This is a genomic window from Neisseria sp. 27098_8_112, from assembly GCF_041433235.1.
In the GTDB taxonomy this organism is placed as follows: Bacteria; Pseudomonadota; Gammaproteobacteria; order Burkholderiales; family Neisseriaceae; genus Neisseria.
Window position 1 is genome coordinate 128,131 of record NZ_JAPWBB010000003.1, and the last position, 25,449, is coordinate 153,579.

General features: G+C 49.3%; 31 protein-coding genes. 22 read left to right on the forward strand and 9 right to left on the reverse strand.

Annotated features, from left to right (window positions below; translation table 11 throughout):
• Positions 1-59 precede the first annotated feature (59 nt).
• The 18 genes from O3682_RS03280 to O3682_RS03365 all read left to right on the forward strand — a co-directional run bounded on the left by O3682_RS03280 (position 60) and on the right by O3682_RS03365 (position 15,022).
• Entirely contained in the window at positions 60-704 is a 645-nt protein-coding gene (locus O3682_RS03280; protein WP_371508397.1) for a phage tail protein, read from the forward strand.
• Positions 705-779: 75 nt separating this feature from the next.
• Positions 780-1,097, forward strand: a complete 318-nt coding sequence (locus tag O3682_RS03285; RefSeq protein ID WP_371508399.1) for a phage tail assembly chaperone — start codon at positions 780-782, stop codon at positions 1,095-1,097.
• Between the two features lie 17 nt (positions 1,098-1,114).
• Positions 1,115-1,417, forward strand: coding sequence for a DUF1799 domain-containing protein (locus O3682_RS03290; RefSeq protein WP_371508401.1), 303 nt, complete (start codon positions 1,115-1,117; stop codon positions 1,415-1,417).
• Entirely contained in the window at positions 1,410-4,619 is a 3,210-nt protein-coding gene (locus O3682_RS03295) for a phage tail length tape measure family protein (RefSeq protein WP_371508403.1), read from the forward strand. The genes O3682_RS03290 and O3682_RS03295 overlap by 8 nt, the downstream gene beginning before the upstream one ends.
• A gap of 18 nt (positions 4,620-4,637) precedes the next feature.
• Positions 4,638-4,970, forward strand: coding sequence for a phage tail protein (locus O3682_RS03300; protein ID WP_371508405.1), 333 nt, complete (start codon positions 4,638-4,640; stop codon positions 4,968-4,970).
• Positions 4,967-5,689: a phage minor tail protein L gene (locus tag O3682_RS03305; protein WP_371508407.1), complete on the forward strand. Its 723-nt coding sequence runs from the start codon at positions 4,967-4,969 to the stop codon at positions 5,687-5,689. The genes O3682_RS03300 and O3682_RS03305 overlap by 4 nt, the downstream gene beginning before the upstream one ends.
• A complete protein-coding gene (locus O3682_RS03310) occupies positions 5,686-6,435 on the forward strand; it encodes a C40 family peptidase (RefSeq protein ID WP_371508408.1) in 750 nt (249 codons plus the stop codon). Before O3682_RS03305 ends, O3682_RS03310 begins: the two co-directional genes overlap by 4 nt.
• Positions 6,432-7,223, forward strand: a complete 792-nt coding sequence (locus O3682_RS03315; RefSeq protein WP_371508410.1) for a tail assembly protein — start codon at positions 6,432-6,434, stop codon at positions 7,221-7,223. The genes O3682_RS03310 and O3682_RS03315 overlap by 4 nt, the downstream gene beginning before the upstream one ends.
• A 10-nt stretch (positions 7,224-7,233) precedes the next feature.
• Entirely contained in the window at positions 7,234-10,284 is a 3,051-nt protein-coding gene (locus tag O3682_RS03320) for a TipJ family phage tail tip protein (protein ID WP_371508412.1), read from the forward strand.
• On the forward strand, positions 10,284-10,628 hold the full coding sequence (locus O3682_RS03325) for a hypothetical protein (protein WP_371508414.1): 345 nt from the start codon (positions 10,284-10,286) through the stop codon (positions 10,626-10,628). The genes O3682_RS03320 and O3682_RS03325 overlap by 1 nt, the downstream gene beginning before the upstream one ends.
• Positions 10,612-12,579 (forward strand): hypothetical protein, encoded by a 1,968-nt coding sequence (locus tag O3682_RS03330; protein WP_371508416.1) that lies wholly within the window; start codon positions 10,612-10,614, stop codon positions 12,577-12,579. Before O3682_RS03325 ends, O3682_RS03330 begins: the two co-directional genes overlap by 17 nt.
• 46 nt (positions 12,580-12,625) lie before the next feature.
• The gene (locus tag O3682_RS03335; RefSeq protein ID WP_371508417.1) at positions 12,626-12,937 is read left to right on the forward strand and encodes a hypothetical protein; all 312 of its coding nucleotides are present in this window, start codon (positions 12,626-12,628) and stop codon (positions 12,935-12,937) included.
• Positions 12,938-13,060: 123 nt separating this feature from the next.
• Complete coding sequence (locus O3682_RS03340) at positions 13,061-13,546, forward strand: hypothetical protein (protein ID WP_371508419.1); 486 nt, start codon at positions 13,061-13,063, stop codon at positions 13,544-13,546.
• Positions 13,546-13,854, forward strand: a complete 309-nt coding sequence (locus O3682_RS03345; RefSeq protein ID WP_371508422.1) for a hypothetical protein — start codon at positions 13,546-13,548, stop codon at positions 13,852-13,854. Before O3682_RS03340 ends, O3682_RS03345 begins: the two co-directional genes overlap by 1 nt.
• Positions 13,855-13,904: 50 nt before the next feature.
• Complete coding sequence (locus O3682_RS03350; RefSeq protein ID WP_049344747.1) at positions 13,905-14,378, forward strand: D-Ala-D-Ala carboxypeptidase family metallohydrolase; 474 nt, start codon at positions 13,905-13,907, stop codon at positions 14,376-14,378.
• Between the two features lie 9 nt (positions 14,379-14,387).
• Positions 14,388-14,546 carry a hypothetical protein gene (locus tag O3682_RS03355; protein WP_371508423.1) on the forward strand — a complete coding sequence of 53 codons (159 nt, stop codon included), beginning with the start codon at positions 14,388-14,390 and terminating at the stop codon, positions 14,544-14,546.
• On the forward strand, positions 14,527-14,871 hold the full coding sequence (locus O3682_RS03360; RefSeq protein ID WP_371508425.1) for a hypothetical protein: 345 nt from the start codon (positions 14,527-14,529) through the stop codon (positions 14,869-14,871). The genes O3682_RS03355 and O3682_RS03360 overlap by 20 nt, the downstream gene beginning before the upstream one ends.
• Positions 14,855-15,022: a hypothetical protein gene (locus O3682_RS03365; RefSeq protein ID WP_526023249.1), complete on the forward strand. Its 168-nt coding sequence runs from the start codon at positions 14,855-14,857 to the stop codon at positions 15,020-15,022. The genes O3682_RS03360 and O3682_RS03365 overlap by 17 nt, the downstream gene beginning before the upstream one ends.
• A gap of 74 nt (positions 15,023-15,096) precedes the next feature.
• On the opposite strand, the gene O3682_RS03370 is transcribed toward O3682_RS03365, so the two are convergent.
• From O3682_RS03370 to O3682_RS03395, 6 genes are all read right to left on the reverse strand, one after another.
• Positions 15,097-15,330 carry a hypothetical protein gene (locus O3682_RS03370; protein ID WP_371508427.1) on the reverse strand — a complete coding sequence of 78 codons (234 nt, stop codon included), beginning with the start codon at positions 15,328-15,330 and terminating at the stop codon, positions 15,097-15,099.
• 50 nt (positions 15,331-15,380) lie between these two features.
• Complete coding sequence (locus tag O3682_RS03375) at positions 15,381-15,596, reverse strand: hypothetical protein (protein ID WP_371508428.1); 216 nt, start codon at positions 15,594-15,596, stop codon at positions 15,381-15,383.
• Positions 15,597-15,692: 96 nt separating this feature from the next.
• Positions 15,693-15,899: a helix-turn-helix domain-containing protein gene (locus tag O3682_RS03380; protein ID WP_371508430.1), complete on the reverse strand. Its 207-nt coding sequence runs from the start codon at positions 15,897-15,899 to the stop codon at positions 15,693-15,695.
• Positions 15,892-16,221, reverse strand: coding sequence for a hypothetical protein (locus O3682_RS03385; RefSeq protein WP_371508432.1), 330 nt, complete (start codon positions 16,219-16,221; stop codon positions 15,892-15,894). Before O3682_RS03385 ends, O3682_RS03380 begins: the two co-directional genes overlap by 8 nt.
• Positions 16,218-16,559 carry a hypothetical protein gene (locus tag O3682_RS03390; protein ID WP_371508433.1) on the reverse strand — a complete coding sequence of 114 codons (342 nt, stop codon included), beginning with the start codon at positions 16,557-16,559 and terminating at the stop codon, positions 16,218-16,220. The genes O3682_RS03385 and O3682_RS03390 overlap by 4 nt, the downstream gene beginning before the upstream one ends.
• 40 nt (positions 16,560-16,599) lie before the next feature.
• Positions 16,600-16,905 (reverse strand): hypothetical protein, encoded by a 306-nt coding sequence (locus O3682_RS03395; protein ID WP_371508436.1) that lies wholly within the window; start codon positions 16,903-16,905, stop codon positions 16,600-16,602.
• A 329-nt stretch (positions 16,906-17,234) separates the two neighbouring features.
• Between O3682_RS03395 and O3682_RS03400 the strand changes: the two genes are divergently transcribed.
• Both O3682_RS03400 and O3682_RS03405 read left to right on the forward strand, forming a co-directional pair.
• Positions 17,235-18,809, forward strand: a complete 1,575-nt coding sequence (locus tag O3682_RS03400) for a glycosyltransferase family 2 protein (protein WP_371508437.1) — start codon at positions 17,235-17,237, stop codon at positions 18,807-18,809.
• 222 nt (positions 18,810-19,031) lie between these two features.
• Positions 19,032-20,360, forward strand: coding sequence for an anaerobic C4-dicarboxylate transporter family protein (locus tag O3682_RS03405; RefSeq protein WP_371508487.1), 1,329 nt, complete (start codon positions 19,032-19,034; stop codon positions 20,358-20,360).
• Positions 20,361-20,430: 70 nt separating this feature from the next.
• Here O3682_RS03405 and O3682_RS03410 read toward each other — a convergent pair whose 3' ends face one another.
• Positions 20,431-20,856 carry a DUF4124 domain-containing protein gene (locus O3682_RS03410; protein WP_371460139.1) on the reverse strand — a complete coding sequence of 142 codons (426 nt, stop codon included), beginning with the start codon at positions 20,854-20,856 and terminating at the stop codon, positions 20,431-20,433.
• A 189-nt stretch (positions 20,857-21,045) separates the two neighbouring features.
• Between O3682_RS03410 and guaB the strand changes: the two genes are divergently transcribed.
• Entirely contained in the window at positions 21,046-22,509 is a 1,464-nt protein-coding gene (gene guaB, locus O3682_RS03415; protein WP_003678893.1) for an IMP dehydrogenase, read from the forward strand.
• Positions 22,510-22,793: 284 nt separating this feature from the next.
• Positions 22,794-23,813: a lipopolysaccharide heptosyltransferase II gene (gene waaF / locus O3682_RS03420; protein WP_371508439.1), complete on the forward strand. Its 1,020-nt coding sequence runs from the start codon at positions 22,794-22,796 to the stop codon at positions 23,811-23,813.
• A 147-nt stretch (positions 23,814-23,960) separates the two neighbouring features.
• Here waaF and O3682_RS03425 read toward each other — a convergent pair whose 3' ends face one another.
• Both O3682_RS03425 and O3682_RS03430 read right to left on the reverse strand, forming a co-directional pair.
• Positions 23,961-24,935 carry a class 1 fructose-bisphosphatase gene (locus tag O3682_RS03425; protein ID WP_371508440.1) on the reverse strand — a complete coding sequence of 325 codons (975 nt, stop codon included), beginning with the start codon at positions 24,933-24,935 and terminating at the stop codon, positions 23,961-23,963.
• Positions 24,936-25,002: 67 nt separating this feature from the next.
• Entirely contained in the window at positions 25,003-25,356 is a 354-nt protein-coding gene (locus O3682_RS03430; RefSeq protein WP_371508442.1) for a hypothetical protein, read from the reverse strand.
• Positions 25,357-25,449 lie beyond the last annotated feature (93 nt).

The following is a 25,449-nucleotide window of genomic DNA, read 5'->3' on the forward strand; positions in this document are numbered from 1 at the left end:
TTGACGGCGGCTGTCTGTTTCAGACGGCCTTTTTATTTGGTATTTTTTGAGGTTTTATTATGGCTGTTACTTTGGCAAATGGCTCGATTGTGCAGATTGCAACTGGGCTGGCAGCAGAGAAGAAAATCACGGCAATTTCCAATGCGGAAGAGGCTGTGGCGACTTGTGCTGCGCATGGTTTGGTGAATGGCGACTATGTTGCCATCGTTTCGGGTTGGGGCGGTTTGAATGAGCGCGTGTTCCGTGTGACAAGCGTTGATGCAAACAGTTTCAAGCTCGATGGTATTGATACGCGCGATTTGAATAAATATCCTGCCGGCTCGGGCGCAGGCTCTTGCCAAAAGGTTATCTCTTGGCAACAAATTACGCAGATTATGGAGCTGTCGTCTGAGGGCGGTGAGCAGCAATTTTACGAGTACGGCTTCTTGGAAGAAGACGTCGACCGTAAGATTCCGACAACTCAGTCTGCCAGTTCGATGACTTTCAAAATTGCCGACGACCCGAACTTGCCAGGCTATAAGGCTGCGAAAGCGGCAAGCGACAGCGGCAAGCTGACTCCGTTGCGCATTGTGCTGAAGAATAAATCCGTGGTCGTTTACAACGGCTATGTGAGCATGAGCGCTATGCCGACTGTGGTGCGTAACGAAATCATGACGGCGAATATGACGTATTCGCTGGCAGGTTTGTTTAACCGCTACTTTTGATTTTATGGTTTCTTTCTCTTTGGGTTGAGTGTTTGCCGTCCGTTTTCGGACGGCTTTTTTTATAGGAAAAAAGTAATGTCTAAATTGAAATTGGCTCATGCCGCTACGTTTAAAACTGAAGTAAAAATCCCTGTTCCTGCCGGCGAGTATTTGGCTGTTGAGTTTGAGTTTGTGTGGAAAAACCGCCCTGCGTTGGTGGAATTGGGCGACAAACTCAAAGACAGTTCTGTCAGCGATTCTGAAATTGTTTTGGACATCGTCAAGTCTTGGGGCTTCGATGATGAGCTGAATGCTGAGAATATTTCTTACCTGTTGAACGAATATCCCCAGTCCGGCGTGGCAATTATTGATGCCTATTATTTGGCCTATGACGGTGCACGCGAAAAAAACTAATTGCCGCCGTCCGTGCGATGTTTTCGGACGATGAGAAGACGGTATCTGCGTTGAGCCTTTTCGGGTTTGACGATTCCGATGTCTTGTCTGATGAGGTGGAAGTGTGGCCGAACAATTGGGAGGCGGTGCAGTTGTTTTTGGCGGTATCCGGGCAGTGGCGAGTCAACATGGCGGGAGCCTACGCGTTAGATTACAACGCCGTTGATGTTGCCATGGATATGATGGGTATCAAAAAACGCCGCCGAAAAAAGTTGTTTGGTTTTTTGCGCGTGATGGAACGCGAGGCTTTGTCGATAATGGGTGAAAAGAAGGATGGCTGAAAATACGATTAAGGCTGGGTTGGATGTCACCGAAATTGAGTATGGTGCGAAGAAGGCAGGAGTCGCGCTGCGCAATATCGGCAAGGCGGCGAAGGAAGCCGGTAAGGAATCGGCGGCAGGCGCGGCGGCGGTAGCGGCCGGGTATGATAAGGCTGGCAAAGAGGCCGAACGGCTGACCAAGAAGCAGGAGCGTGCGACTCAGTCGATTATTAATTCTGTGCAGCGCGAAATCGCAGTGCGTGAAGCCGGTGGCCGTGGTACGGCTGCTTATTATGAGACGTTGGCGCGGCAACGCGGCGCGGATGTGGCCAAAATCCGTGAGGTGACGAAATCTCTGAAGCAGCAGGAGAATCAGCTTAAGCTGAACAATATTACTGTTGGCCAATACAACAGCGCAATGCGTATGGTTCCGGCGCAATTCACGGATATTATTACGCAGTTGGCCGGCGGTCAGAATCCGTTTATGGTCGCTTTGCAACAAGGCGGTCAGCTCCGTGATTCGTTCGGCGGCTTCGGCAATATGTTCAAGGGATTGGCGGCAAGCATCAATCCTGCGACGGTGGCTCTTGGCGGATTGATTGCCGGATTGGGGGCTGTCGGTAAGGCGTATTACGACGGATCGGAGGAATCGCAACGGTTTTCTGCGGCTGTTATTCTTGCCGGTGGTAGCGCCGGCGCATCGGCCGGTAAGCTGCTGTCGGTTGCCGATTCTGTCGGTAATGCGACGGGCGGATGGTCTGAGGCTCGCTCGGCGATATTGGCTTTTGTGGAGAGCGGCTCGGTAGCGGCTGAAAACTATGGTCGGTTTGCTGAGTCTGTGGTCTTGCAGTCTAAGGCTACGGGCAAGAGCGTGGAGGATTTGGCGCGCGTCTATGAGGAAATCGCAGACGATCCGTTGAAGGCCGTCGTCAAGTTTTCGCGCGTGTACCAAACGCTGAATGCAGATGTCTATGAGCAGGCGCGGGCTTTGATTGAGCAAGGCAGACAGCAGGAAGCTGTGGCTTTGGTGCAGAGTAAGTTCTCGGACGAATCTCAGAAGATGTCTGAGCGTGTTTTGGAGAATCTGGGCGCGATTGAGCGCGGCTGGAATGCGGTTAAGAAGGCAGCTTCGGAAGCCTGGGAGGATATGAAGTCCATCGGGCGGGAGGCTACGCTGGAAAGCCGGTTGGCTGAAAAGCGGCTGTTTCTGCAGCAAATTCCTGAAAATCCGTACACGCAGCCGCAGGTTGACGCGGCGAAGCGCGAAATTGATTTGTTGGAAAAGCAAATCAAGATGCGTGATGAGGCGCAGAAGCAGGCCGCCGCTATCCGAAAGGAGCAGGCTGATTCGGTCAGTGCTGCCGCTAATTTCGACCGTCTGAGAGACCAGACTCAGAGTAAGGCTGAGAGATTTGCGCGCGAAGAACAGTTCTGGCAGGAAGAGCTTAATAAACTTAGGAAGCATGGCAGTAAGCAACAGATTGCCGATGCGGAAAAGTACCTTGCTCAGTTGCGTCAGCAGCACAAAGCAGAATTGGCGGCTGAAAAGGCGCGTGAGGCTAAGAAATCATCGAGGTCGTCCGGGGATAAAAATTTATTTCCGACTACTTCTGCCGGTCTGCGTTTAAAGCCCGGTGCTGAGGCAGGTGGTCGTGCGTTTGGCGGTACTTATGCTGCGATGCACGCGATGCAGCAGTTTTTGGGCAATAAACTGGTTCGATTTGGTGCGGTAAACGACAAATACCATATTGGGAAAAATAGTTTTCACAATAAGGGTTTGGCATTTGACATGACTCCTAATCTGTCTTTGAAGAGTGAAGACAAGGCGAAGGTTGCGCGGCAGATTAAGCAATACTTTGAGTCTTTGGGCTTCAAAGACGGCAAAGACTTTAATGTGAAATTTGAAGTCGGCGGGCAGGTCAACAAGAATGGCACGAAATCGACGGCTGACCATTGGCATTTTAATTGGCGGTCTCAAGAGGCGGCGGCACGTTTTGCCGGCGGTGTTGGCGGCCAAGCTAAGGCGATGGCCCGCTCCGGTTTGTTTGCTGAGGCGAGAGAGCGTAAGCCTGAGCTGACCGGCTATCAGAAATGGGAGCAGGAGTTCGGGAAACGCCAGCTCGCTGCGAGTGCTGAGCTGTCGTTGTCTGCTGCGAATCTGAATAAAACCTACGCGGAACAGTTGCGGTTGCTGTCTGACCCAACCTTTGAGAAATGGTCGGCCTCTGAGCGTCAGGCGGCTATGGATTCGGCGGTCAAGGCTGACAATCAGGCTCAGTTGACGAAAGATGCGAAGAAATACGCGGATGCGCTGCGCGAACTTGAGACGGCAGGGCAGCGTGATTTCGACGACCAGTTGTTTGAGTTGTCGTTGCTGGGTAAGTCGCGTGAGGAGGTTGAGCGGCTGACTGCTGCGCGGAAGTACGACAAGCTGATTGCTGAGGCTATTGCTTCGGGTGCTAGTGCTGATGTCATTAAGAGGTTGCAGACTGCCAAGCTTGATAATGACGGCCGCCTGCAAGAGCGGTTGCGCTTGGAGAAAGAAACCAAGGATGCGTTTGATAACAATTGGCTGGCGGGTATTTCGGACGGCATGCGGAATTATTCGGATTCGTTCAAGTCGATGCGCGAAAGTATGTCTGATGCTGTGTCGGGGTCGCTCGGTAAGATGTCTGATGCGTTAGCTGATTTCGTGGCAACGGGCAAGGCTGATTTTCGCAGTTTGGCTGTGTCTATCCTGCAAGATTTGTCGAAGATGCTGATTAAGATGGCGTTGTTCAACGCGATGAAGGCGGCGATGAGTGCTTGGGGTGGTGGCGGATTCAAAGACGGCGGTGTTGTGCAGCAATTCTCCAACGGCGGTGCTGTTTGGGGGGCTGGTACGGCGACGAGCGACAGTATCCCTGCGTTGCTGTCTAATGGCGAGTTCGTTATTAATGCGGCTTCGACCCGCCGTCATCGTGCTTTGTTGGAGGCTATCAATAAAAACCGCTACGCTTCGGGCGGAGTGGTCGGCGTTGCGCCGCAGGTCGCTGCTTTGGGCGGCGGTACGGGTGGCATGACGGTAAACATTACGATTAATCGTGATGGGTCTTCTGATTCGTCGGTTGATGGTGATGTTGAGATGGCGAAGCAACTGGGCGCGGCTCTGCCTGCGATGATTGAAAATTGGTATGTCAATAATGTGGCACGGGTCGGCGGTCGTTATCACAGCAGCCGTTGATTCGGTCTAAGAGGTTTTATGGCTAAGGTTTTTAAGTGGCAGGTTACGTCGGAAAGTACGGCGAAACACTCGTTTAATGTTCGGACGGTCAAGTTTGGCAATGGGTATGAGCAGCGGCAGAAATTGACGCTGAAACCAAAAATGCAGACTTGGCAGATTCGTATTGCGGGTAAAAAGCCTTTGATTAGCGAAATCAAAGGCTTTTTTGATTCGTGTGGCGGGGTGGAGCCGTTTTACTGGACGCCGCCCGGTAGTGAGCGTTTGTTGGTCAAGGTTGTCGAGTACACGGAAACTCCGAAGGGCGGCAAGGTGTATGAGCTGTCGGCGGAATTTGAAGAGGTGATGGCATGAATGCGCGAATGAAGGCGATGTCGGGAACGATGCTCAAGGCGTTGTCGGCTACGCAGCAGGATGCGTTGGTTGAGATGTGGGAGGTGGATTTCCGCGCTTTGGGCGGGGAAGTTTTCCGTTTCTGCAATCAGGTAAACGAACTGAATCAGGCAGTCGTTTGGAAGGGGCAGGAATATACGCCATGCCCTATTTCTGCCGAAGGCTTTGAAACGACTTCGCAGGGGGCGGGCAACCGTCCGACGCTGACGGTTTCAAACCTGCTCGGGTTTGTGACCGGCGCGGCTGACCAGTATAACCAATTGGTCGGGGTGGATGTCGTCCGTCGTCTGACGTATGCGAAGTTTTTGGATGCGGCGAACTTTAAAGACGGCAATCCGACCGCCGATCCGAATCAGGAAATTATCGGGAAGTACGTCATTGAGCAGATGACGAGTCTGACGGCGGAATGGGCGGTCTTTGAACTTGCTGCGCCGTCTGAATCGGACGGCTCGGTCATCCCGTCGCGTATTATGATGGCGAATACCTGTATTTGGCAGTATCGCGGCGAGGGCTGCGGTTATGCGGGTCGTGCGGTTGCCGACCGTTTGGATATGCCGACGGATGATATTAAAAAGGATGCTTGCAGTGGGACCTTGACGGGCTGTCGGGCGCGGTTTGGTGCGACGGCTGTGTTGCCGTTTGGCGGGTTTCCGAGTGCGGATAAGGTGGGTGGGGCATGATTGAGATTTCGGACGAAATACAAGATTTGATTTTTTGGTTTGCTGACGGGTACGCGCCGCAGGAAATGTGTGGTGCGATTGCGGATATTCATGATAAGGGTCGGCGTTTTTTTGCCATAGACAATATTGCCGAAAACCCAGAAGAAACTTTTGAGATGAATCCGAAAGGTTGGCAGGCGTTGGCGGCAGACGGCGAAATCGTCGCGGTTGTCCACTCTCATCCAAACGGTGAGCCGTTCTTATCGGGAGCTGACCGTCAGATGCAGATTCAGACGGGTTTGCCGTGGATTTTGGCAGTTGGCGGTCGTCTAAAGCAGTTCCGCTGTTGTCCGCATTTGCGTGGCCGTGTGTTTGAGTACGGCAAGGCTGATTGCGGGGCATTGATTCGTGATGCGTTTATGTTGATGGGGATTGATTTGCCCGATCACACGCGCGGCGATATTGATGATGATGCTGAGCATGAGTATTTGCGCAAACATTTCGAGCGTGTCGGGTTTGTCCGTGTTTCAGACGGCCTTCGCGGCGGGGATGTGATTTTGACCAGTTATGGCGGTCATGCGAACCACGCGGCTTTGTATTTGGGCGATGGGCAAATCTTGCATCATGCTTATAACCAGTTGAGCCGGCGAGAGCCGTTTAATCAGTGGTGGTCTGAGCGTGTGCATAGCGTTTGGCGACTCCATGAATTTGAGCCTGAAATGTTGCAGGCGGTCGAAAATGATTTGCTGCATTCGGTGGATTTATGATTACGGTGTGTTTGTACGGCGGTTTGCGCGAATGCGGCCGCCGTTTTGATTTGCAGGTTGCCAGCCCTGCTGAGGCGGTTCACGCGCTGACGGTGCAGATTCCAGCGTTGCGGCAAAAGCTGCGGCAGGGGTTTTATCAGGTGCGTTTCGGTCGGCGCGATTGGTCTGAGGGCGAATTGAAAAGCGGATTCGGTCAGCCTGCCGAGGGTGTGCTGCATATTGTGCCGCGCGTTCAAGGCGCGGGCAAAAACGGCGGAATCATTCAGACGGTTTTAGGCGCGGCGCTGATTGTTGTCGGTGCGCTGACGAGTTGGTCGGGCGGTGCGAGCCTTGTTGTGGCGGGTGTCGGTATGGTTGCTGGCGGCGTGGCTCAAATGCTGACTAAGCCGCCGAAATTTGAACAGGGAAAAGGCGTTGAAAGCAGCCGGAACAGCTCGTTCTCGAATCTGAGCAATACGGCGGCTCAAGGGCAGTCGATGCCGCTTGCCTATGGCCGTATTTATTGCGGCAGCCGCGTGGTGTCGCAGGGTATCGAATCTCGGCGGATTGAGGGCAACAGTACGGCGGCAAACGGCAACAGCGTCGTCCGTATGGTTTTTGATGCGGCGAAAATTAAAAATCCTAATGGCAATTCCGACCCGATGGCGGTGGATTTGACTTTGGGCATGAAGAAAACTTTTGTGACTGGCGTTGCGGCAACGGCGCCGAACGGTCAGAAATATAACACTGATTTTGAAAACGACTCCGTCCGCGCGATGAATTACGAGGCGGTTTATACGGTAGATTGAGGATTTTGGAATGGGCGGTAAATCAGGTGGCGGCGCATCTACGCCGTATGAAGCTCCGAATACGTTGAATTCGGCGCAGTCTTTGCGGATTATCGATGCGATTTGTGAAGGCGAAATCAGGGGTTTCGCCAATGGCAACGATAAGCCGTGGAAGTCTGTCTATTTTGATGATACGCCCGTTCAGAATCCTGACGGGTCTTTTAATTTTAAGGGCGTGGTCGGCTTCTTTCAGCGCGGTACGCCCGATCAAACTTATATTCCGGGCTTTGATGCTTCGGAGCGTGCCGTGCCTGTGTCGGTCGAGGTCAAAAACCGCGCGCAGGTGGTGCGGGCGGTGTCTGATGAGTTGGTCAGCCGCCTGCGGGTAACGGTCGGTGTCGAGCGAAATTACCGCGTCGAAGAAAATGGCGATACGAATCCGGCTCAAACGGCTATGGTTGTCGAAGTTATTGACAATAAGGGTGTTTATGCGTCTAAGACGGTTGAATTTACTGAAAAATCAAGCGGTATATATTATCAGGATGTGTTGTTTGAAAATTTGCCGTCTGCACCGTTCAATATCCGTGTATCCCGGGCTACGCCTGATAGTAATACTGACAAGGTAGTCAATAAAACGTATTTCGCCAGCTATGTCGAGATTATCGATGCGAAATTGAGTTATCCGCATACGGCTTTGGCGGCGTTGGCGATGGATTCCGACCAGTTTGGCAGCAATAACCCGCGCCGAAATTATCTGATTGACGGGATGTTGGTCAATGTCCCGTCTAATTACGACCCTGATAAACGGACTTATTCGGGTACGGTTTGGGACGGCTCGTTTAAAAAGGCTTGGACTAACAACCCGGCTTGGGTTTTTTATGATGTGTTGACGCAGCCGCGTTATTCCACGTTGGCACGTCGTCTGAAATCTGCTGATATTGATAAATGGACGCTGTATCAGATCGGCAAATACTGCGATGAGTTGGTCGATGACGGCTTCGGCGGCAAGGAGCCGCGTTTTGTTTGTAATGCCTATATTACCAATCGGCGTCAGGCGGGTGAGTTCCTGCTGGATTTGGCGAGCGTGTTCCGCGGGCTGCCTGTTTGGGATGGCAGCCGTTTTTCTTTGGTGATGGACGCGGATTCCGACCCGGTTGCCATTTACAACAACAGCAATGTCAAAGACGGGCTGTTTGCGTATTCGGGCGTTCCGTACAAGTCGATTACGACGGCGGTCATCGTGCAGTATGTGGACAAATACGACGGGTACCGAACGAAAACGGAATACGTCGAAGACCAGCAGGCAATCAAGCGTTATGGTCTGAATATCAAGCAAATCACGGCGTTTGGCTGCGATTCTCGCGGTCAGGCAGCGCGATACGGCGCGTGGATGCTGGAAACGGAGTTGCGGCAACAGTCGGCAATCAAGTTTACCGTCGGTCGTGAGGGTTTGCGCCATTTGCCGTATGACGTTGTTCAAATCATGGACAACGATTATGCGGGCGCGGAAGTGTCTGGGCGTTTGGTTGCTGTTTCGGGCTTGTCGGTAACGCTTGACCGCGATGTCGAAGATGCGGTCGGTAAGCAGTTGTCTGTCGAGACGGCGGTGGGTATCAAGTCGCTGAAAGTGATGGCGCAGCCTGAGAAAAACCGCTTGGAGCTTGCTGAGGTTGTCGATTCGGCGGCTGGCGGCGTTTGGGTATTAATTGGACGCGTCAAACCACGCCTGTATCGGGTTATCGGGACGAAAGAAAACGCCGCCGACGGTACTTTTGAGGTTTCGGGTATTTTGCACGACCCGAAAAAATACGCCGCGGTCGATAACCGCGCGCGGTTTGATACAGATGTTACGACGCTTCACGGAGCCGTCCCGAAACTGTCTTTGCCTGATGTGAAGTCGGACGGAGATAAGTTGTTAATTTCGTGGGATAACTTAACTGCTGACGGCGGCGTTTTATCTTATGATATTAAGATTTACCGCAATAATAAGCTGTACCGTCATATTCCTGATGCTCAGACGGCTGATCTTTCGCTGCAAAACCTGCCAAATGGTCAGTATCGCGCGGAAATTCGCGGGCGGAATGCGCGCGGGGTGTTGTCTTCTCCGATTGAGAAAGGTTGGAGTGTTGATTACACGGTAAGCGGTGTTCGGACAACGGCGAAGATGAACGCGGTGCAGCTTGATTGGTATCTGCCCGATACGGTCATGAAGAATGTGTCGTCTGAAATTTGGTATGCGCGGGAAAATAATTTTGAAGTCGCAACAAAATTGGCGACGGTTGCGTATCCGCAAACGACCTACACGCTTGCAGGTGTTTCGGTAACGGACGCTTTTTATTTTTGGGTGCGTATTGTCGATAATGCCGGTAATGCGGGGGAGTTTTCCGCCGCTGTGGCGGGTCGTTCCGACCCCGACCCTGCTCCGATTTTGGCGCAGATGCGTGGTCGCATCACTCAAGACGAGCTGTCGCGTGATTTGTTTGCTTTGGTCAATCAGCCTAAAGGTTTGGGCGAGGCAGACCGTCGGGCAATTTCCGAGCAGGTCAAGCAGGAAGTCAAGGCGCTGAAAATTGACACGGCCGTTGTAACCGAAGTTAAAAAGGTCGTCAGTGACTTGGAAGGCAATATGAAGAGCCTGTATTCGTTGCAGACTCAGGCATTCGGCAACGGACGACGGGCGATTTCCGGTATTGCGGTAGGTGCGGACAGCAAGACTGCCGAAGGTCATATCATGATGATGGCCGATAAGGTTATGTTTGTCGATCCGAACAGCAATCAGATCGTGCCTGCGATGGTTGTGGATGTGAAAAACGGACGGTCAACGCTTGGTCTGAATGGCGATTTGATTGCAGACGGTACGATTCACGGTCGGCATATTGCGGCAAGTCAGACGATTCAATCGCCGACGATTGTTGCGGGTACGTTGCGGATGGGGACGTTCAGCGTCAATCCGAATGGAGATTTTCAATCGTCTTCTGCGGCAGGTGGCGGGAGTGTGGTAATGAACCAGCATGGTTTTGTTGCCCGCGATTCGTCAGGCGGATTGCGGATTTTGTTGGGCTATCGCCCGGGATTGTGGTAATGGATTACGGACTTTTTTGTTTTGACAGCGATGGGCGGCAAATTGATTTGAATCTGGAATCTTCGTTGGTTGTTGAAGGTGTTTTGTATCTTGGCAATTCTGAGACGGGCATGGTTCCGATTGATATGCTGTTCCCTCGTCGTCATTTTTTTAAGGGTATTTTCCTGATGCCGCAATCTCATTTCAATGCTCCGCCGGAGGTGGAGCATTTATCTCCGCTTTATATTAAAAATGGGATGCTGTGTTGGGCGCATAATTTTTATCATTCCCGCTTCTGGCCTGATATTTATTTTGGCGGTGGGGCATTTGCTGGTCGGAATTTTTTGTATGGCTATTTCAACTGATGATTGGGGTTTGTCGATTTACAACGACAACGGCGTTGATTTGTGTAATTACGGGGTATTCGTTCCGAGATATATAGGTCGTCTGAAATTGAGATATCCGTTTAACCAGGGGACTCACCCATCTTTGTTGCGGATTGTTGCTGAAGATGGGCGGGAGTTGGCGATTGATGATGCCAGTAAAAATTTGCCGTTTAGTCATCATCTCGGTCGTTCTATTTCTATCCGACCCATGAATTTGAATAATCCGGTTGGTAATATTTCTAATCCGGGCTATTACAATTCGCTGAATCGGGGCATTCGTTTTTTGCTGCCGCTGTACAGTGATCAATGGTTTTTTGAGGGTGCAAAAGGTATTGTTCCGTCGGTAATACACGGCTGGGGCAACGGCTACGACCGTGAAAAATGGGAAATGGCTGAATTAATGTGCAATGCGCTCAAATCGGGTGGTGATATTCAAAATGCGGCGTTGTTGAGGAAGAAGATGCAGGGTGTGTTGACTGAGGAGGAGCAGCGGAATTTTGTATTACGCAGTTTGCAGTCCGGTCGTAATCCTGTGTCGGGAATGCCTGTAACTATGTCCTTTCGGAGTACTGCAACCGTTGAGCATGAGCATAGCGGATATAGCAATGTGTCACTTGGCGCGGGATTTATGGTCGTTGAAATGACGGGTGGAACGGAGCTTGAAATCTTTTTCTACGAAACCGCAGGTTTGCCGTATCAGTATTTGTGTCGATGTTCGACGGTGCATGTGTTTGAAGAGTTTGGGTTGGATATGTACAACCCTTCGTCGCCGTTACTAAATTATGTAATGGCGACAGGTGATAGCTCGGCAACTGCGGAGACTTTCGGTTTGCCTGCTCGTCCGTCAAATCTGATTACTGGTCAGGTGGAGCGGGCGCGATGGTTCTTTACTTCGCGCGTCGATAAAAGGCAGCCGCGTGAAAGCTTGGCGAACGTTGTTGCGACTTTATCCAGCGGTGAAGATGCCGCCTTAAGGGATAGGGTTACAACCTATTTGGAAGGCAGCCCGAAATTAAAGCTAAAGTACGAGCAATACAGTAGCAGCATGAAGCCTTTGAAATTGCTTGGGAGTATCAATCCTGATGCAAGCAGCGTGCAAAAGATGCCGTCTGGTGATGGTTATAAATATGTTGTCACCGGCGGGTATCTGTTTAATCGGGTTTGCCAGCCTGTTGGTATTTTGGGCTACGAGTCAGCCGAATATCTGCTCGGTCAGAAAATTGATCCAGGTATGAGTGCGGGTGTTCATAGTCTTTGGTCGGCTTCCGGTATTCGGACGCCGGCACCTACGCCTGATGATGTCTTTCGATGGAATCTGAGCAATATACCTCGTTATCAGCCGATTTTGAACTATAAATATTCGGATTATTTAAAAGACGCATGGGATGGTGATCCGCGTTTTAATTTATCGAAATGGCAGTCGTTCAAGGTTGGGCTGTTATCGGCGTTCAATGGTCGGATGGCGGAAAATTTGGCGGCATCTTACAAGCAGTACAATAAGATGCTCGAAGTGTCAAAGGTAGTGCGTGGCGGGGATATTGTTTTTTACAGCAAAGCTAACCCTGTTTCTGAGACTCAGTATTATCAAGATCAGATTCAGAATGCGGAAGATGCCTTGGCGAAAGAGTTGCAGACTGAATCTTTGGCTCGAAGCAATGCCGCCGCCGCATGGTATGAGCAAATGGGAAATGAATGGGCGCAACGGCAGGAAAAAGAGTTTAATGACGCTTTTGCCCTGATGAATCAGTTGGGAAATCTTTTGAATATTAATACCAGTAGATACGGAAATGCTACGTTTTGGGGTGGTTGTGGGTATCGTCATTCTGATACGTCGTTGCAGATTTTGGTGCCGGTGGCGTTAAATAATAGTGAAACAACCCGAAAAGCTGCGCCGGAAAATTGGTTAATGTGCCAATCGCCTAATTTTTAATGTTTGCCGTCTAATTATTTTTAGACGGATTTTTTATGGAGGTTGTATGAGTAGTAAAAATATTATCGGTTTGCGAAAAAATATTGTTGATGAAGAAACGGGAGTGCCGACTTCGTTCCATGTTGTAGCGGGAATTTCTTTGGATTATGGCTATGGTGTTTATGGGGTTACTATTGGTAGCTATTATGACGATAGCTGCTGTAAAGCCGGTAAGAAGATGGTCAATTCTGTTCAGTTGATGCTCAATGTTCCGCCGCCGCGTGATGTTGATTTAATTGATTGGGCGTTGTCATCCGTGGCGGATACGGCAAACGAGAAAAGCCCTTTTTCGGGTGCAGAACTGGTCAAAGATAAATAATAGGGGTGGAGAAATGTCCGAACCATTGGTCACGCATGTCGCAGGCGAGAATGGCAAAGGCCCTCGTTACTTGCTAACTGGCCGTCTGAATATTCAGACGGCCTTTTTATTTGGAGATGGAAAATGAGTAACTCATTGAAATGGGTTAAATATGTTTTGGAATGGCGTTTTTTGCCTGTGCGTTTTCAGAAGTGGCTGTTTGGTACGGGGACGCGTGTTGTCGAGTTTGCCAGTGGGTTGTCGATGATTGGTTATGCCGCCGTTTTCGCGTTCTCGCCTGTCGATATTTATAACTGGCCTATCTATTACAAATTCAAAACGATACCCGAATCTATCCTGATTCCAGTTTTCGGCGGTATCGGTTTGTTACAGTTGGCGGCGATGTACTGGCAGTCATACCGCGGAAACGTCTTTTCAGGCTATTTGTTGCTAGTGTCGGCGTTTATTTGGTATCTGACGGCGCAGGCGTTTTGGGGAGCGTTCCCGCCTGCTCACACGGGTATGGTAATACCGCCGATTCTGTCTTTTTTGTGCCTTTTGGCTGGCAATAACTCACTTAAATTCTTGTTTTCGGGCGAAAAATTGAAAGACAGCCTAAAGGGGGAATAATGGATTTTTTCCAATTTGGCTACCTGTTTGCCATAGGGGGCGGCATTGTCGGTAGTGCGTGGTCAAGCATTAAAGACCACGACAAAATCGTTTCGAGTGTTTTCGAGGCGGTTGTATCGGCAGTGGCAGCGGCGGCGGTAGTGGAACGGTTTTTGATGGTTAACCAAGTTTGGACTTGTGCTATTGCTGGCGCGTTTGTCGGCATTTTGACAGGTCATGCGATGGATACCGTCAAAACCCTTGCCCCGGGAATGATGAAGAAGTGGGCGAAGAAAACGGCTGACAAATTTATCGATAGTAAAGAGTAACGGCAGGTCGTCTGAAAGTTCGGACGACCTTTTTTAATGGAGAAGTAAAAATGCAAATCACTGAACACTTTAGCTTAAAAGAATTGACACGCAGCGAATCTGCACGCCGTGCCGGTATTGAGAACAAGCCGTCATCTGCCGAAATGGACAACATCTATTACACGGCGCAACAGCTTGAGAAAATCCGCGCCTATGTTGGCCGCGGAATCATCGTTACAAGCTGTTTCCGCAGTGAGCGCGTAAACAAGCTGGTAGGTGGCAGTCCAACGTCCGCCCATCGTTTCGGCTTGGCGGCTGATTGTGATGCTGTTGGCCTAACCTCTTTGGCGTTTGCGAAAGAGATTATCAAAATGCGCGATGAAGGGAAAATCACATTTGACCAGTTGATTCTTGAGTTCCCTGAACGTGGAGATGGTGCATGGGTGCATGTAGGTTTCCGCCGAAACAGCCCAATGCGCAACCAAATCATGACGGCAACCAAGAAGAACGGCAAGACTGTCTATTTGCCTGGCTTGCACGTTTAAGGGGTAATCATGAATCCTGTCGAATTTCTGAAAGCGCGTATCGCCGAATGGGAAGAGAAGCGCAAACAGGCAGGCGAAGAAGCAGACCTGAAAGCGTTTGAATTTGCCGAAAGCGAAATTAAAAACTACAAAGCGATGTTGAAAACCTATGAACAGCCTGCTACTTAAAAACTGGAAGCTGATTACGGTGCTGGTTTGTGCCATGCTTGTTGTCAGCGCGTGGCAATACGACCATGCCGCCCAATACAAGCGCGGACGTGAATCAATGGCGGCGGAAATTTCAGGCCGTCTGAAAGATGCCGCAATTGAAAAAGCTAAATCCGATCAGGTTATTTCTGAAAAGTATCAGTCAGGAAAAGCCGTGCGTGAAGAAAAGGAGCGTGTGAGATATGTCCAAGTGCAAAAGATTGTCGAAAAGCCTGTCTTTCGCAATGTTTGCGTCGATTCTGATGGGTTGTCAGTCATCAACGCCGCCATTGCCGACGGCGATTAAACCGCCGGCCGACCTTGTGCAACCATGCCCAAACCTGCCTAAACTTGAGGGCGGAACAGGCGCGGACGTGTTGCCGTGGTCGTTGCAAGTCATCGGCTTATACAATGACTGCAAAGCGCGGCATAAGGCGTTGTCTGATACTTTTCAATAAATAAAGGCCGTCTGAGTTCAGACGGCCTTTTGCACGGGGCTGGTCTGAGTTCAGACGGCTACTTATAAGATTCGTTATTGTCTGTTTCTTCGGGCGCGTTCCCATGCTTCGCCGGCTTCTTTGGCAATTCGGGGTGCGTTTTTGATTTGCTCTAATGTGAGGTTTTTGGGCTGAGCAACTAGCCGACCGTCAAACACGCCGTCTGAGACTTTTGTAAATTCAAAAATCCAGCCATCTTCATGGCTCGCCGTTTGTGTTTCAAAATCAACCGACCATCGACGCTGCCAGTTTCTATTCTGATGAGGCATTCATTTTTCCTTTCAAAAAAGCCGCCATATTTCAGGCGGCCTTTGTTTTCTTACCGGTTTGTCAAATAATCATCAATATCTTTATAAAAGGCAGAAATTCTATTTTCTAACTCTTCTCTTGTTGAATCATGAATGTCAACTGTTCTTTCTTTGCCTTCTAAAATACAGTTAATTCCATGGATCAGGCTATCTGCTCTAAGTTTGCCACGATAGTTGCAAATATCATAATAAGATTCAAGTTGTTTGAGTTCGTATGCTAAGTCCATTTTAGTTCCTTACCCCTGATTACCCGAGGCGCGGTTTGCGCGGGTGCGCTGAATCCATATGTGTATATTACCGCTATTTTAGCGGTAATGCAATATTTATTTTGTTAGTTTTTGTAAAAGCTCAAACCATTTTTTTAACGGCATGTCTGTATGGCTTTTAAGATTTACATCGGCCTCCCAGCGCTGGAATCCTGATATTTTTACATCTAATAGATCGGCAGTTGCTTGTTGTGTCAATCCGTGTTTTTGGCGCAAGGCCTTTAGATTGTTTGGTGTATAACCAAACTCAATATTATCAATCATCAATAAGCTCCCGTGTCGGTGTGATAAGCTCGTCAATCACTCGATGCAATGCCTCAAATTTAGGCTGTTGCAGCGCGCGTAAATCGGCAAATAAGTCGATAAGATCGTCATCGTTTCCTTTGCTGATTGCCTGTTTGATTTGAGACATTATGCTCAAATAATCCTGCTCCCACTTATCTGCCCAATCATGCGCCATATCGCGGCGCGCCTCTCGTTTTTGGCTCTTTTTGAGCCGCTCGGTGATGCTTGTTCGGTTTTTTGCCATAATGCCTCCGATAAAAAAGCCGCTTGAGTAAATCAGGCGGCTTTTAGTTTTATTCATTTAGCGATATAACCACCGAAAACTTTTTTGCCCCAATTTAAATCATCGAACATATCCCAAAATGCCGGTACATCAAGCGAGTAGAATAAATGTTGTTCGCCGTTTTTGTATGTCATGATTTGGGCTGTTAGAACGTCTTCGTTCCCGATGGTGAGTTGTTTGGACAAGACTTCGTGTACCTTAAATTCTTGCCCATCTACGATTAAAAGATTTTGTTCATGATTGAACTCCACTTCTTTTGTTTCGCCCGTGTTGATTCGATTAAATCGTGTGACAGTTTCGTATTGGCGTTTTACTTCAACTTTTTCGGTTTTGATGATGTTTATTAAGAATTTCATTTTTGACCTTTCTGCCGCCCGAAGGCGGCAGTATTAAAAATTAATTAAAAAAGCCCAAGAAATTTAAAATAAGGTTTTTTCTTTTTGAGAGCATCTCTTCGCGCGCTGCCAGAATTTTGCCGATGCGTTGGTATTTTAAAAAGTCATCCGCACCTAAAACAGATTTTTCGTCAATCATCGCGCGGCCAAAGAATCCATTAGGTTGGGCAGCTTGATTAAGTTTTTCGTTAAATTCGTCTTGGGCTTTTTTTAAAGCTTGGCAAATGTAGTCATTTTCAGGGTTCAATTTAGAAAAAAGAACTTCGCGTGCTTCGCTGCTCATGGTTTTTAAAAGATTCGCTTTCATTTTTTTTGCTCCTATCCGCCCGAAGGCGGTCAGTTGGTTTATCATGTTTTCGGCGGTTTGTGTTGTCTGCCGATGTGTGTATATTACCGCTATTTTAGCGGTAATGCAAGAGGTTTTTGAAAATATTTTTATTTTATTTGCACCTTATTTGCACCTTTTTTTATAAAACTTGTTCAAATATTTGATTTATATATTAATTTAATAAAATATTGCATTACCCTGCATGGGGGCAAGAATAAGCTGCATGAGTCAGGCCGTCTGAAAAAAGGAGGACATATTGTAGCGGTATATCGGTTAAAATACAGCTTCCTTTTTCAGACGGCCTTTTTATGATGCACACAATTCCGGCAACCGCCGCCATGTTGGTAAAAAATTCAGAACGTTATCTTTCAGAAGTTTTGAGTGCGCTGAAAGACTTTGACGAAGTCCTGCTGTTGGACAACGGCTCGACCGACCGTACTTTTGAAATTGCCAAGGATTTTCCCAATGTCAGCTATTACAAGCATGACTTTATCGGGTTTGGCCCGATGAAAAATCTGGCGGCCAGACTGGCGCAAAACGATTGGATTTTTAGCATAGACAGCGATGAAGTGGCGGATGAGGCTTTAATCGAATCCATTCGTGCGGCCGTTTTGGAAAATGAGAAGGAACATATTTTTTCGCTTTCTCGTTTGAACCATTATCACGGCAGACTGATTAAAGGCTGCGGCTGGTATCCGGATATTATTCCACGCCTTTATCATCGCAGATTTACCCGTTTTTCCGACCGTCAGGTGCATGAGTCTTTGGTGTTGCCGCAGGAAGCTAAGGTTAAACAACTCGATGGCCGTCTGAAACATTATTCTTTTGAAAACGCCGAAGGGCTGATTCAGAAAATGCAGCAGTACAGTTCGCTATATGCGGAAGAAAATCGCTTCAAGAAAGACAGTTCGCCGTTTAAGGCTTTGCTGCATGGCGGCGTATCGTTTGTGAAGAATTACCTGCTCAAGCGCGGTTTTGCCTATGGGGCGGACGGCCTGACGATTTCAGTTTCCAATGCACAAGGTTCGTATTACAAATATGTCAAACTCTACGAGCGCAACCGCACGATAACCGTCTCCCTCATCATCACCACTTACAACCGCCCTGATGCTTTGGAGCTGGTGTTGAAATCGGCTTTATCGCAAACCCGTCTGCCGGATGAGATTATTGTCGCGGATGACGGCTCAAGGCAGGAAACCGCCGAAGTGGTTGATTTTATCCGCCGCAGAACAAGCGTTCCGGTCAAGCATTCATGGCAGCCGGATAGGGGTTTTCGTGCCGCCGAATCGCGCAACCGTGCGCTGGCGCAGGCGAAAAGCGATTATATTGTGTTGATTGACGGCGATATGGTCTTGGATCCGTCTTTTATTGCCGATCATTTGAAGGTTGCCCGCAAAGGCCGTCTGATACAAGGTTCCCGCGTGATTTTGACTGAGGATAAAACGCAGGATATTTTGAACGAAGGCGATTTGCCTGCCTTATCCATGTTTAGCTCTGGGATAGAAAAACGGCTTTCCGCTCTGCGCTGCCGTTGTTTGGCCAAATTGGCAGGCCGAAAAGGCAACCGCAAACACAAAGGTATCAAAACTTGCAATATGGGCTTTTTCCGCAGCGATGCGCTTGCCGTCAACGGGTTTGACAATAGCTTTGTCGGTTGGGGCAGGGAAGACAGCGAATTTGTCGCCCGTTGCTATCATAACGGTATGAAACGCCATAATTTGAAATTTGCCGGCATTGCGTACCACCTCTGGCACAATGAGGCAGAACGCGATTCCTTGCCGCAAAACGATGCCTTATTGGAGGCAACTTTGTCGGAACGCAAAATCCGCTGTGTTCATGGCGTATCGGATTTTATAAAAGATGAAGAAGTAGCCGGGAAATAGCCTTATCATCTTTTTGAATCATAAAGGCCGTCTGAAAATCTTCAGACGGCCTTTTTTGTATTTTTAAAAACCTAGCGGTTAAATGAGAATATTATTTATTTGATGTAAATCAGTATGTATAGTTCGGTAAAGTATGGTTAGGAAAGAGGGTTTGCTCTATAATTCGACCGTTTGTAATTATATTTCGGTTAAGGCCGGATTTTGGGAGTTGTGATGTCAACTATGTTTTTTATCCAGTTTGCCGTTGTACTGCTGTGTATCCTGATTGGCGCGCAGGTTGGCGGTATTGGTTTGGGCGTGCTCGGCGGTATCGGCTTGGCTGTATTGTCTTTTGGTTTCCATCTTCAGCCGACCAGCCCTCCGATTGATGTGATGCTGATGATTATGGCGGTAGTGTCTGCCGCCGCGGCCATGCAGGCCAGCGGCGGTTTGGACTATATGATTAAGATTGCCACGCGCGTGTTGCACCGCAATCCGAAATACATCACCTTTATCGCGCCGGCGGTAACTTACACCTTTACCGTATTGGCAGGTACGGGCCATGTGGCTTACTCGGTCTTGCCCGTGATTGCCGAAGTCAGCCGTCGCAATGGCATCCGTCCTTCCCGTCCGCTGACGATGGCTGTTATCGCTTCCCAATTTGCGATTGTCGCCAGCCCGATTGCCGCCGCAGTTGTTGCCTGCGTCACCATGCTTGAGCCGCAACACATCACGATGGCGGATGTGTTGAAAATAACCGTTCCGTCCACGATTTTGGGTATCGGTTTGGCTTGCGTGTTCGTAAACAAACTGGGCAAAGAATTGAAAGACGATCCGCATTATCAGGCTTTGCTGAAAGACCCGAATTATGTGAAAGAATACATCGATGTGGAGGAACAACAAACCGATGTCGCTATTTCGCCGAAAGCCAAATTGTCGGTCGGTATTTTCTTGACTGCGGCATTGCTGGTGGTTGTAATGGGCGCGCTGCCTGAGCTGCGTCCGGCTTTTGAACACGATGGCGCGATCAAGCCTATGGGCATGGCGCATACGATTGAAATCGTGATGTTGTCTGCTTCTGCGCTGATTATTCTGGCGTGTAAACCCAATGGCGATGCGATTACCCGAGGTTCGGTATTCCATGCCGGTATGCGTGCCGTGATTGCGGTATTTGGCGTGGCTTGGTTGGGCGATACCTTGATGAGCGGCCACTTGGCAGAAGTGGAATCGACCGTCAGCCATTTGGTTGAGTCTGCACCATGGACCTTTGCCTTTGCCCTGTTTGTCTTGTCGGTATTGGTCAACAGCCAAGGCGCGACAGTAGCGACGTTGTTCCCAATCGCCATCAAACTAGGTATTCCTGCGCCCATCATTATCGGCACATTTGTTGCGGTAAACGGCTATTTCTTCATTCCGAACTACGGTCCGATTATTGCCGCTATCGACTTCGATACAACCGGCTCGACCAAAATCGGCAAATTTATCTTCAACCACAGCTTCATGATTCCAGGCCTGTTGAGCATGGCATTCAGCTTAGCCATCGGCTTGTTGTTGGTTCAGGTGTATTATTGATAGGCTGAAAAAATAAAGGCCGTCTGAAATTAAATTTCAGACGGCCTTTTTGATATTGTTATTCGAGAGCTTAATTGCAGTATTTATTAACGTCGTTTTGGTATTGTTTAATTAGGCTGTCGCGATTGGCCAAGCGTGCGCTTTCGGCGACTTGGCGGTTGATTTTGGCGATTTTGCAGTTTTCCAGCTTGTTTTGGCGGTTTTGCTCTTCGATTTTTTTATTGCGCTCTTCGATTTGTTTGTTTTGTTCCGCAACCTGTTCATTGGGCTGCTCGGCAACCGGCTCAGATGCCGCAACAGCAGGCGCAACGGCGGGTTTGACGTTGTGCGTGCGGATGTTGACCACGCCGGAACGCTTCGGTTGTAGGTGGTTTGGTGTATCGGAATAGCTGTTGCCCGATGCGCCTTTCCAAGTGTAAACCTCGGCCGCGCCGGTCAGGGCGGCGGAAGAGAGAAGGGCTGCTGTCAGACAGGTTTTGAGTACGGAAGATTTCATGGGTTTCCCTTATGTAAATGATGTTCTCATCCAACCTATTTTACTTGAAACTGCAATGCGTTGGCATATTTTTGTACTGCAGATCAAATCATGTAAAAAAATAACGTTAAAACATGTATTGCCAATGTTAGCATCAAGCCGGTGTGATATAATGCCGTGCATCTTGCACAAACTGAAAGACCGAGCATCATGCGTATTGTAGAAAAAGCCTATACTTTCGACGACGTTTTGTTGGTTCCAGCGCACTCAAACGTGCTGCCTCGAGATGTCAAACTCCAAACCAAACTCACCCGCGATATCACGCTCAACCTCCCTCTACTTTCTGCTGCAATGGATACCGTTACCGAAGCGCGTCTGGCCATTTCTATGGCTCAAGAAGGCGGCATCGGCATTATCCATAAAAACATGACGCCGGAGTTGCAAGCGCGTGCCGTTTCCAAAGTGAAGCGCCATGAGAGCGGCGTGGTGAAAGATCCCGTTACCGTTGCGCCGACCGCATTGATCCGCGAGGTCTTGGAAATGCGCGCACAACGCAAACGCAAAATGTCCGGTCTGCCTGTTGTGGAAAACGGCAAAGTGGTCGGTATCGTGACCAACCGCGACCTGCGTTTTGAAAACCGTGTCGATCTGCCGGTTTCTGCCATCATGACTCCCCGCGACCGTTTGGTGACCGTTCCTGAAGGTACCAGCATCGATGAAGCCCGCGAAATCATGCATGCGCACAAAGTTGAGCGCGTTTTGGTATTGAACGACCAAGATGAACTCAAAGGTCTGATTACAGTTAAAGATATTCTGAAAACAACCGAATTCCCTAATGCCAACAAAGATGCCGAAGGCCGTCTGCGCGTCGGTGCCGCGGTGGGTACAGGCGGCGATACCGAAGAGCGCGTCAAAGCATTGGTAGAAGCAGGCGTGGACGTGATTGTGGTCGATACTGCCCACGGTCATAGCCAAGGTGTTATCGATCGTGTGCGCTGGGTAAAAGAAACTTATCCGCACATTCAAGTCATCGGCGGCAACATCGCGACTGCTAAAGCTGCTTTGGATTTAGTCGCTGCCGGTGCAGATGCCGTTAAAGTCGGTATCGGCCCGGGCTCGATTTGTACGACCCGTATCGTGGCCGGCGTGGGCGTGCCTCAACTGACTGCGATTCACAATGTTTCCGAAGCCCTGAAAGGTACAGGCGTTCCCCTGATTGCCGACGGCGGTATCCGCTTCTCCGGCGATATTGCCAAAGCTCTGGCAGCAGGTGCATACAGCGTCATGCTCGGCGGTATGTTTGCCGGTACGGAAGAAGCACCGGGCGAAATCGAACTCTACCAAGGCCGCTCTTACAAGTCTTACCGCGGCATGGGTTCGTTGGGTGCGATGAGCCAAGGTTCTGCCGACCGCTACTTCCAAGACAAAACCGACAGCACAGACAAATATGTTCCTGAAGGTATCGAAGGTCGCGTTCCTTACAAAGGCCCGATTGTGAACATCATCCACCAGCTGACCGGCGGTCTGCGCTCCAGCATGGGTTATTTGGGTTGCGCCAATATTGCTGAAATGCACGAGAAAGCAGAATTTGTGGAAATCACTTCTGCCGGTATGAGCGAATCCCACGTTCACGACGTACAAATCACCAAAGAAGCGCCTAACTACCATCGTTAAACCACTATAAAAAGGTCGTCTGAAAATATTTCAGACGGCCTTTCTGTTTTTATAAGGTTTTAAAAATGAAGCAGATATTGTTTGCTGCCGTTATGCTTAGTATTTGGGGCGTGGTATTTGCAGAATAATTGGGGAGACAAACACTTCACGCGCTCAAACCAGAGTGCATCTGTTGAAATGACATGTATCAACTAGTACGTTCTGATTAAGGCGATTAAACCGAGTTTCAGACGGCCTTTTAAAAATCGTATTACAATAAGCCAAAATTAAAAACACATTCCATTATGTCCAAAAAAATCCTGATTATTACCCCAAGCTGGATTGGCGACTGTGTCATGACCCAACCGCTTTATCGCCGTTTGCATGAGCTGCATCCCGGCTGCACCATTGATGCTTTTGCACCCAAATGGTCGATGGCCGTATTTGAGCGTATGCCTGAAATCAACCGTGTGATGGAAAATCCGTTTGGACATGGTGCGTTGGAATTGAAAAAACGCTGGCGTATCGGGCGTGAATTGGGAAAAGAAGGCTATGATCAAGTAATTGTTTTGCCCGGTTCGCTCAAATCCGCCATCATTGCCTTGGCTACGGGCATTAAGCAGCGTACGGGCTACGTCGGCGAGTCGCGCTATTTTTTGCTGAACGATATCCGCAAGTTGGATAAGGCCGCGTTGCCTCTGATGGTTGACCGCTATACTGCGCTGGCGCATCCGACCCAAGCGGATTTTAACGGGTATTCCGATAATCCCTGTTTCACGATTGATCCTGAAAGCCGTCAAGCCGCTTTAGAAAAACATGGTTTGACGACGGATAAACCGATTTTGGCATTTTGTCCTGGTGCGGAATATGGCCCGGCCAAGCGTTGGCCTGCGCGTCATTTTGCCGAACTCGGCCGCCGATATTTGGCCAAGGGCTGGCAGGTTTGGCTGTTCGGTTCGCAAAAAGATTTTGATATTGCAGATGAAATCAACCGACTTTCAGACGGCCTGTGTACCAATCTTTGCGGCAAAACCAATCTTCCGGAGGCGATTGATCTGTTGTCTTGCGCCGATACGGTCGTGTGCAATGACAGCGGTCTGATGCACCTTGCGGCCGCGCTTGATCGGAAATTGGTTGCGGTTTACGGCTCATCCAGCCCTGACCATACGCCGCCTCTAAGCCAAAAGGCAAAAATCGTCAGTTTGAATTTGGATTGCTCGCCTTGTTTCAAACGCGAATGTCCGCTGGGGCATACGGATTGTTTGAACAAGCTGACGCCGGATAGGGTGCAAAAAGCCGCGGAAGAGCTGGCTCGTTCGGCATAATCCAATAAAGATATAGACTGGAAAGCAGCAAAGGATAGATTTGAATCTGCCCTTTGATTTTTCATTTCTTTTGTTTTTTAACAAAAAGGCCGTCTGAAAATCATATTTCAGACGGCCATTTTGTCGGTTTGAAATCAATACATCTGATTATTTTTGATGCAGATTATAAACGTATTCCACTTCTTCGCGGCTGCCCATGAATACGGCAACACGTTGGTGCAGGCCGGTAGGTTGGATGTCGAGCATGGCTTCGATGCCGTTGTTTGATGCGCCGCCGGCTTGTTCCATAAGCAGGCTCATCGGGTTGGCTTCGTACATCAGGCGCAGTTTGCCCGGTTTGGATGGATCGCGTTTGTCTTGCGGATACATGAATACGCCGCCGCGCATCAGGATGCGGTGAATTTCGGCAACCATGCTGGCTACCCAGCGCATATTGTAGTTTTTGCCGCGTACGCCGGTTTCGCCTGCCAGTAATTCGTCAATGTATTGTTGAACAGGGGCGAACCAATGTCTTTGGTTGGACATATTGATGGCAAATTCTTTAGTGGATTCGGGAACGCGCGGATTTTCTTTGGTCAGCAGGAATTGGTTGGCATCGTCCAAAGTGAAGACGAATACGCCGTGACCGACAGTCAGTACCAGTTGGGTTTGCGGACCGTATAAAACATAACCTGCGGCCACTTGGTCGCGGCCTTTTTGCAGGAAGGACTCGGTAGTCAATGCGCCTTCAGGTTTCGCCAAAATGGAGAAGATGGTGCCGACGGAGATGTTGACGTCGATATTGGAAGAGCCGTCCAGCGGATCAAACAATACCAAATAGCCGCCGTTTTCGTGTGTGGCGACATAGGTGTCTTCTTCTTCGCTGGCAAGGCCTGCGATGTTGGCATTGGCTTTTAAAACATCAATCATGATGTTGTTGGCGATGACGTCAAGTTTCTTTTGGTCTTCGCCTTGGATGTTGCCGGTACCTGCCATGCCCAAAACGCCGGAAAGCGCACCGAGGCGGACTTTGGCGTTGATATCCAAACAGGCGGCGGCTACGGATTCCAATACGCTGGCCAGCTCTTGCGGCAGTTTGTGTTCGGGCAGGTGTTGGGCTAACAATTGGTTCAGTGTCTTCATGGTTTCACTCTTTTCCTAAGTTTGAATCGAATATTTTTCAATTTCAGGCCGTCTGAAAACGGCGTGTTCATTTGGTTTTGCTCTCGGCCATGCCTAAAACTTCTTTAGTGCAGGCGATGCTGGTGTCTTTGATGCGTTTTTTCAGCTCGTCGCTCATGGAGTCGCTGCCGCCCAAAAGCGAGGTTGCTTCTTCAGGATTGATTTGGTCGACTGTTTTTTCGCCGATACAGCGGCAGATTTTTTCAGTGGTCGCGGAATCAAACGGGCTTTTTCCTGCGGCTTTTTCTACGCAGGCTTCGGTTGCCGAGCGGACAAATTCGGTGCGGAAACTTTGGGTAAATTCTTCTTTAAATTCGTTTTTTACTGATTCGCTGCACGCGCAAAGCAGGAGCGTGCAGGCTAGGGATGTGCGTATATTCATGAGGGACGGTCGTTAATTGTTATGTTGTGAATTGTAGTGGAAAAAGGCTTAAGTATAAAGGGTTAAGGCCGTCTGAACAGGTATTGCGGCAAA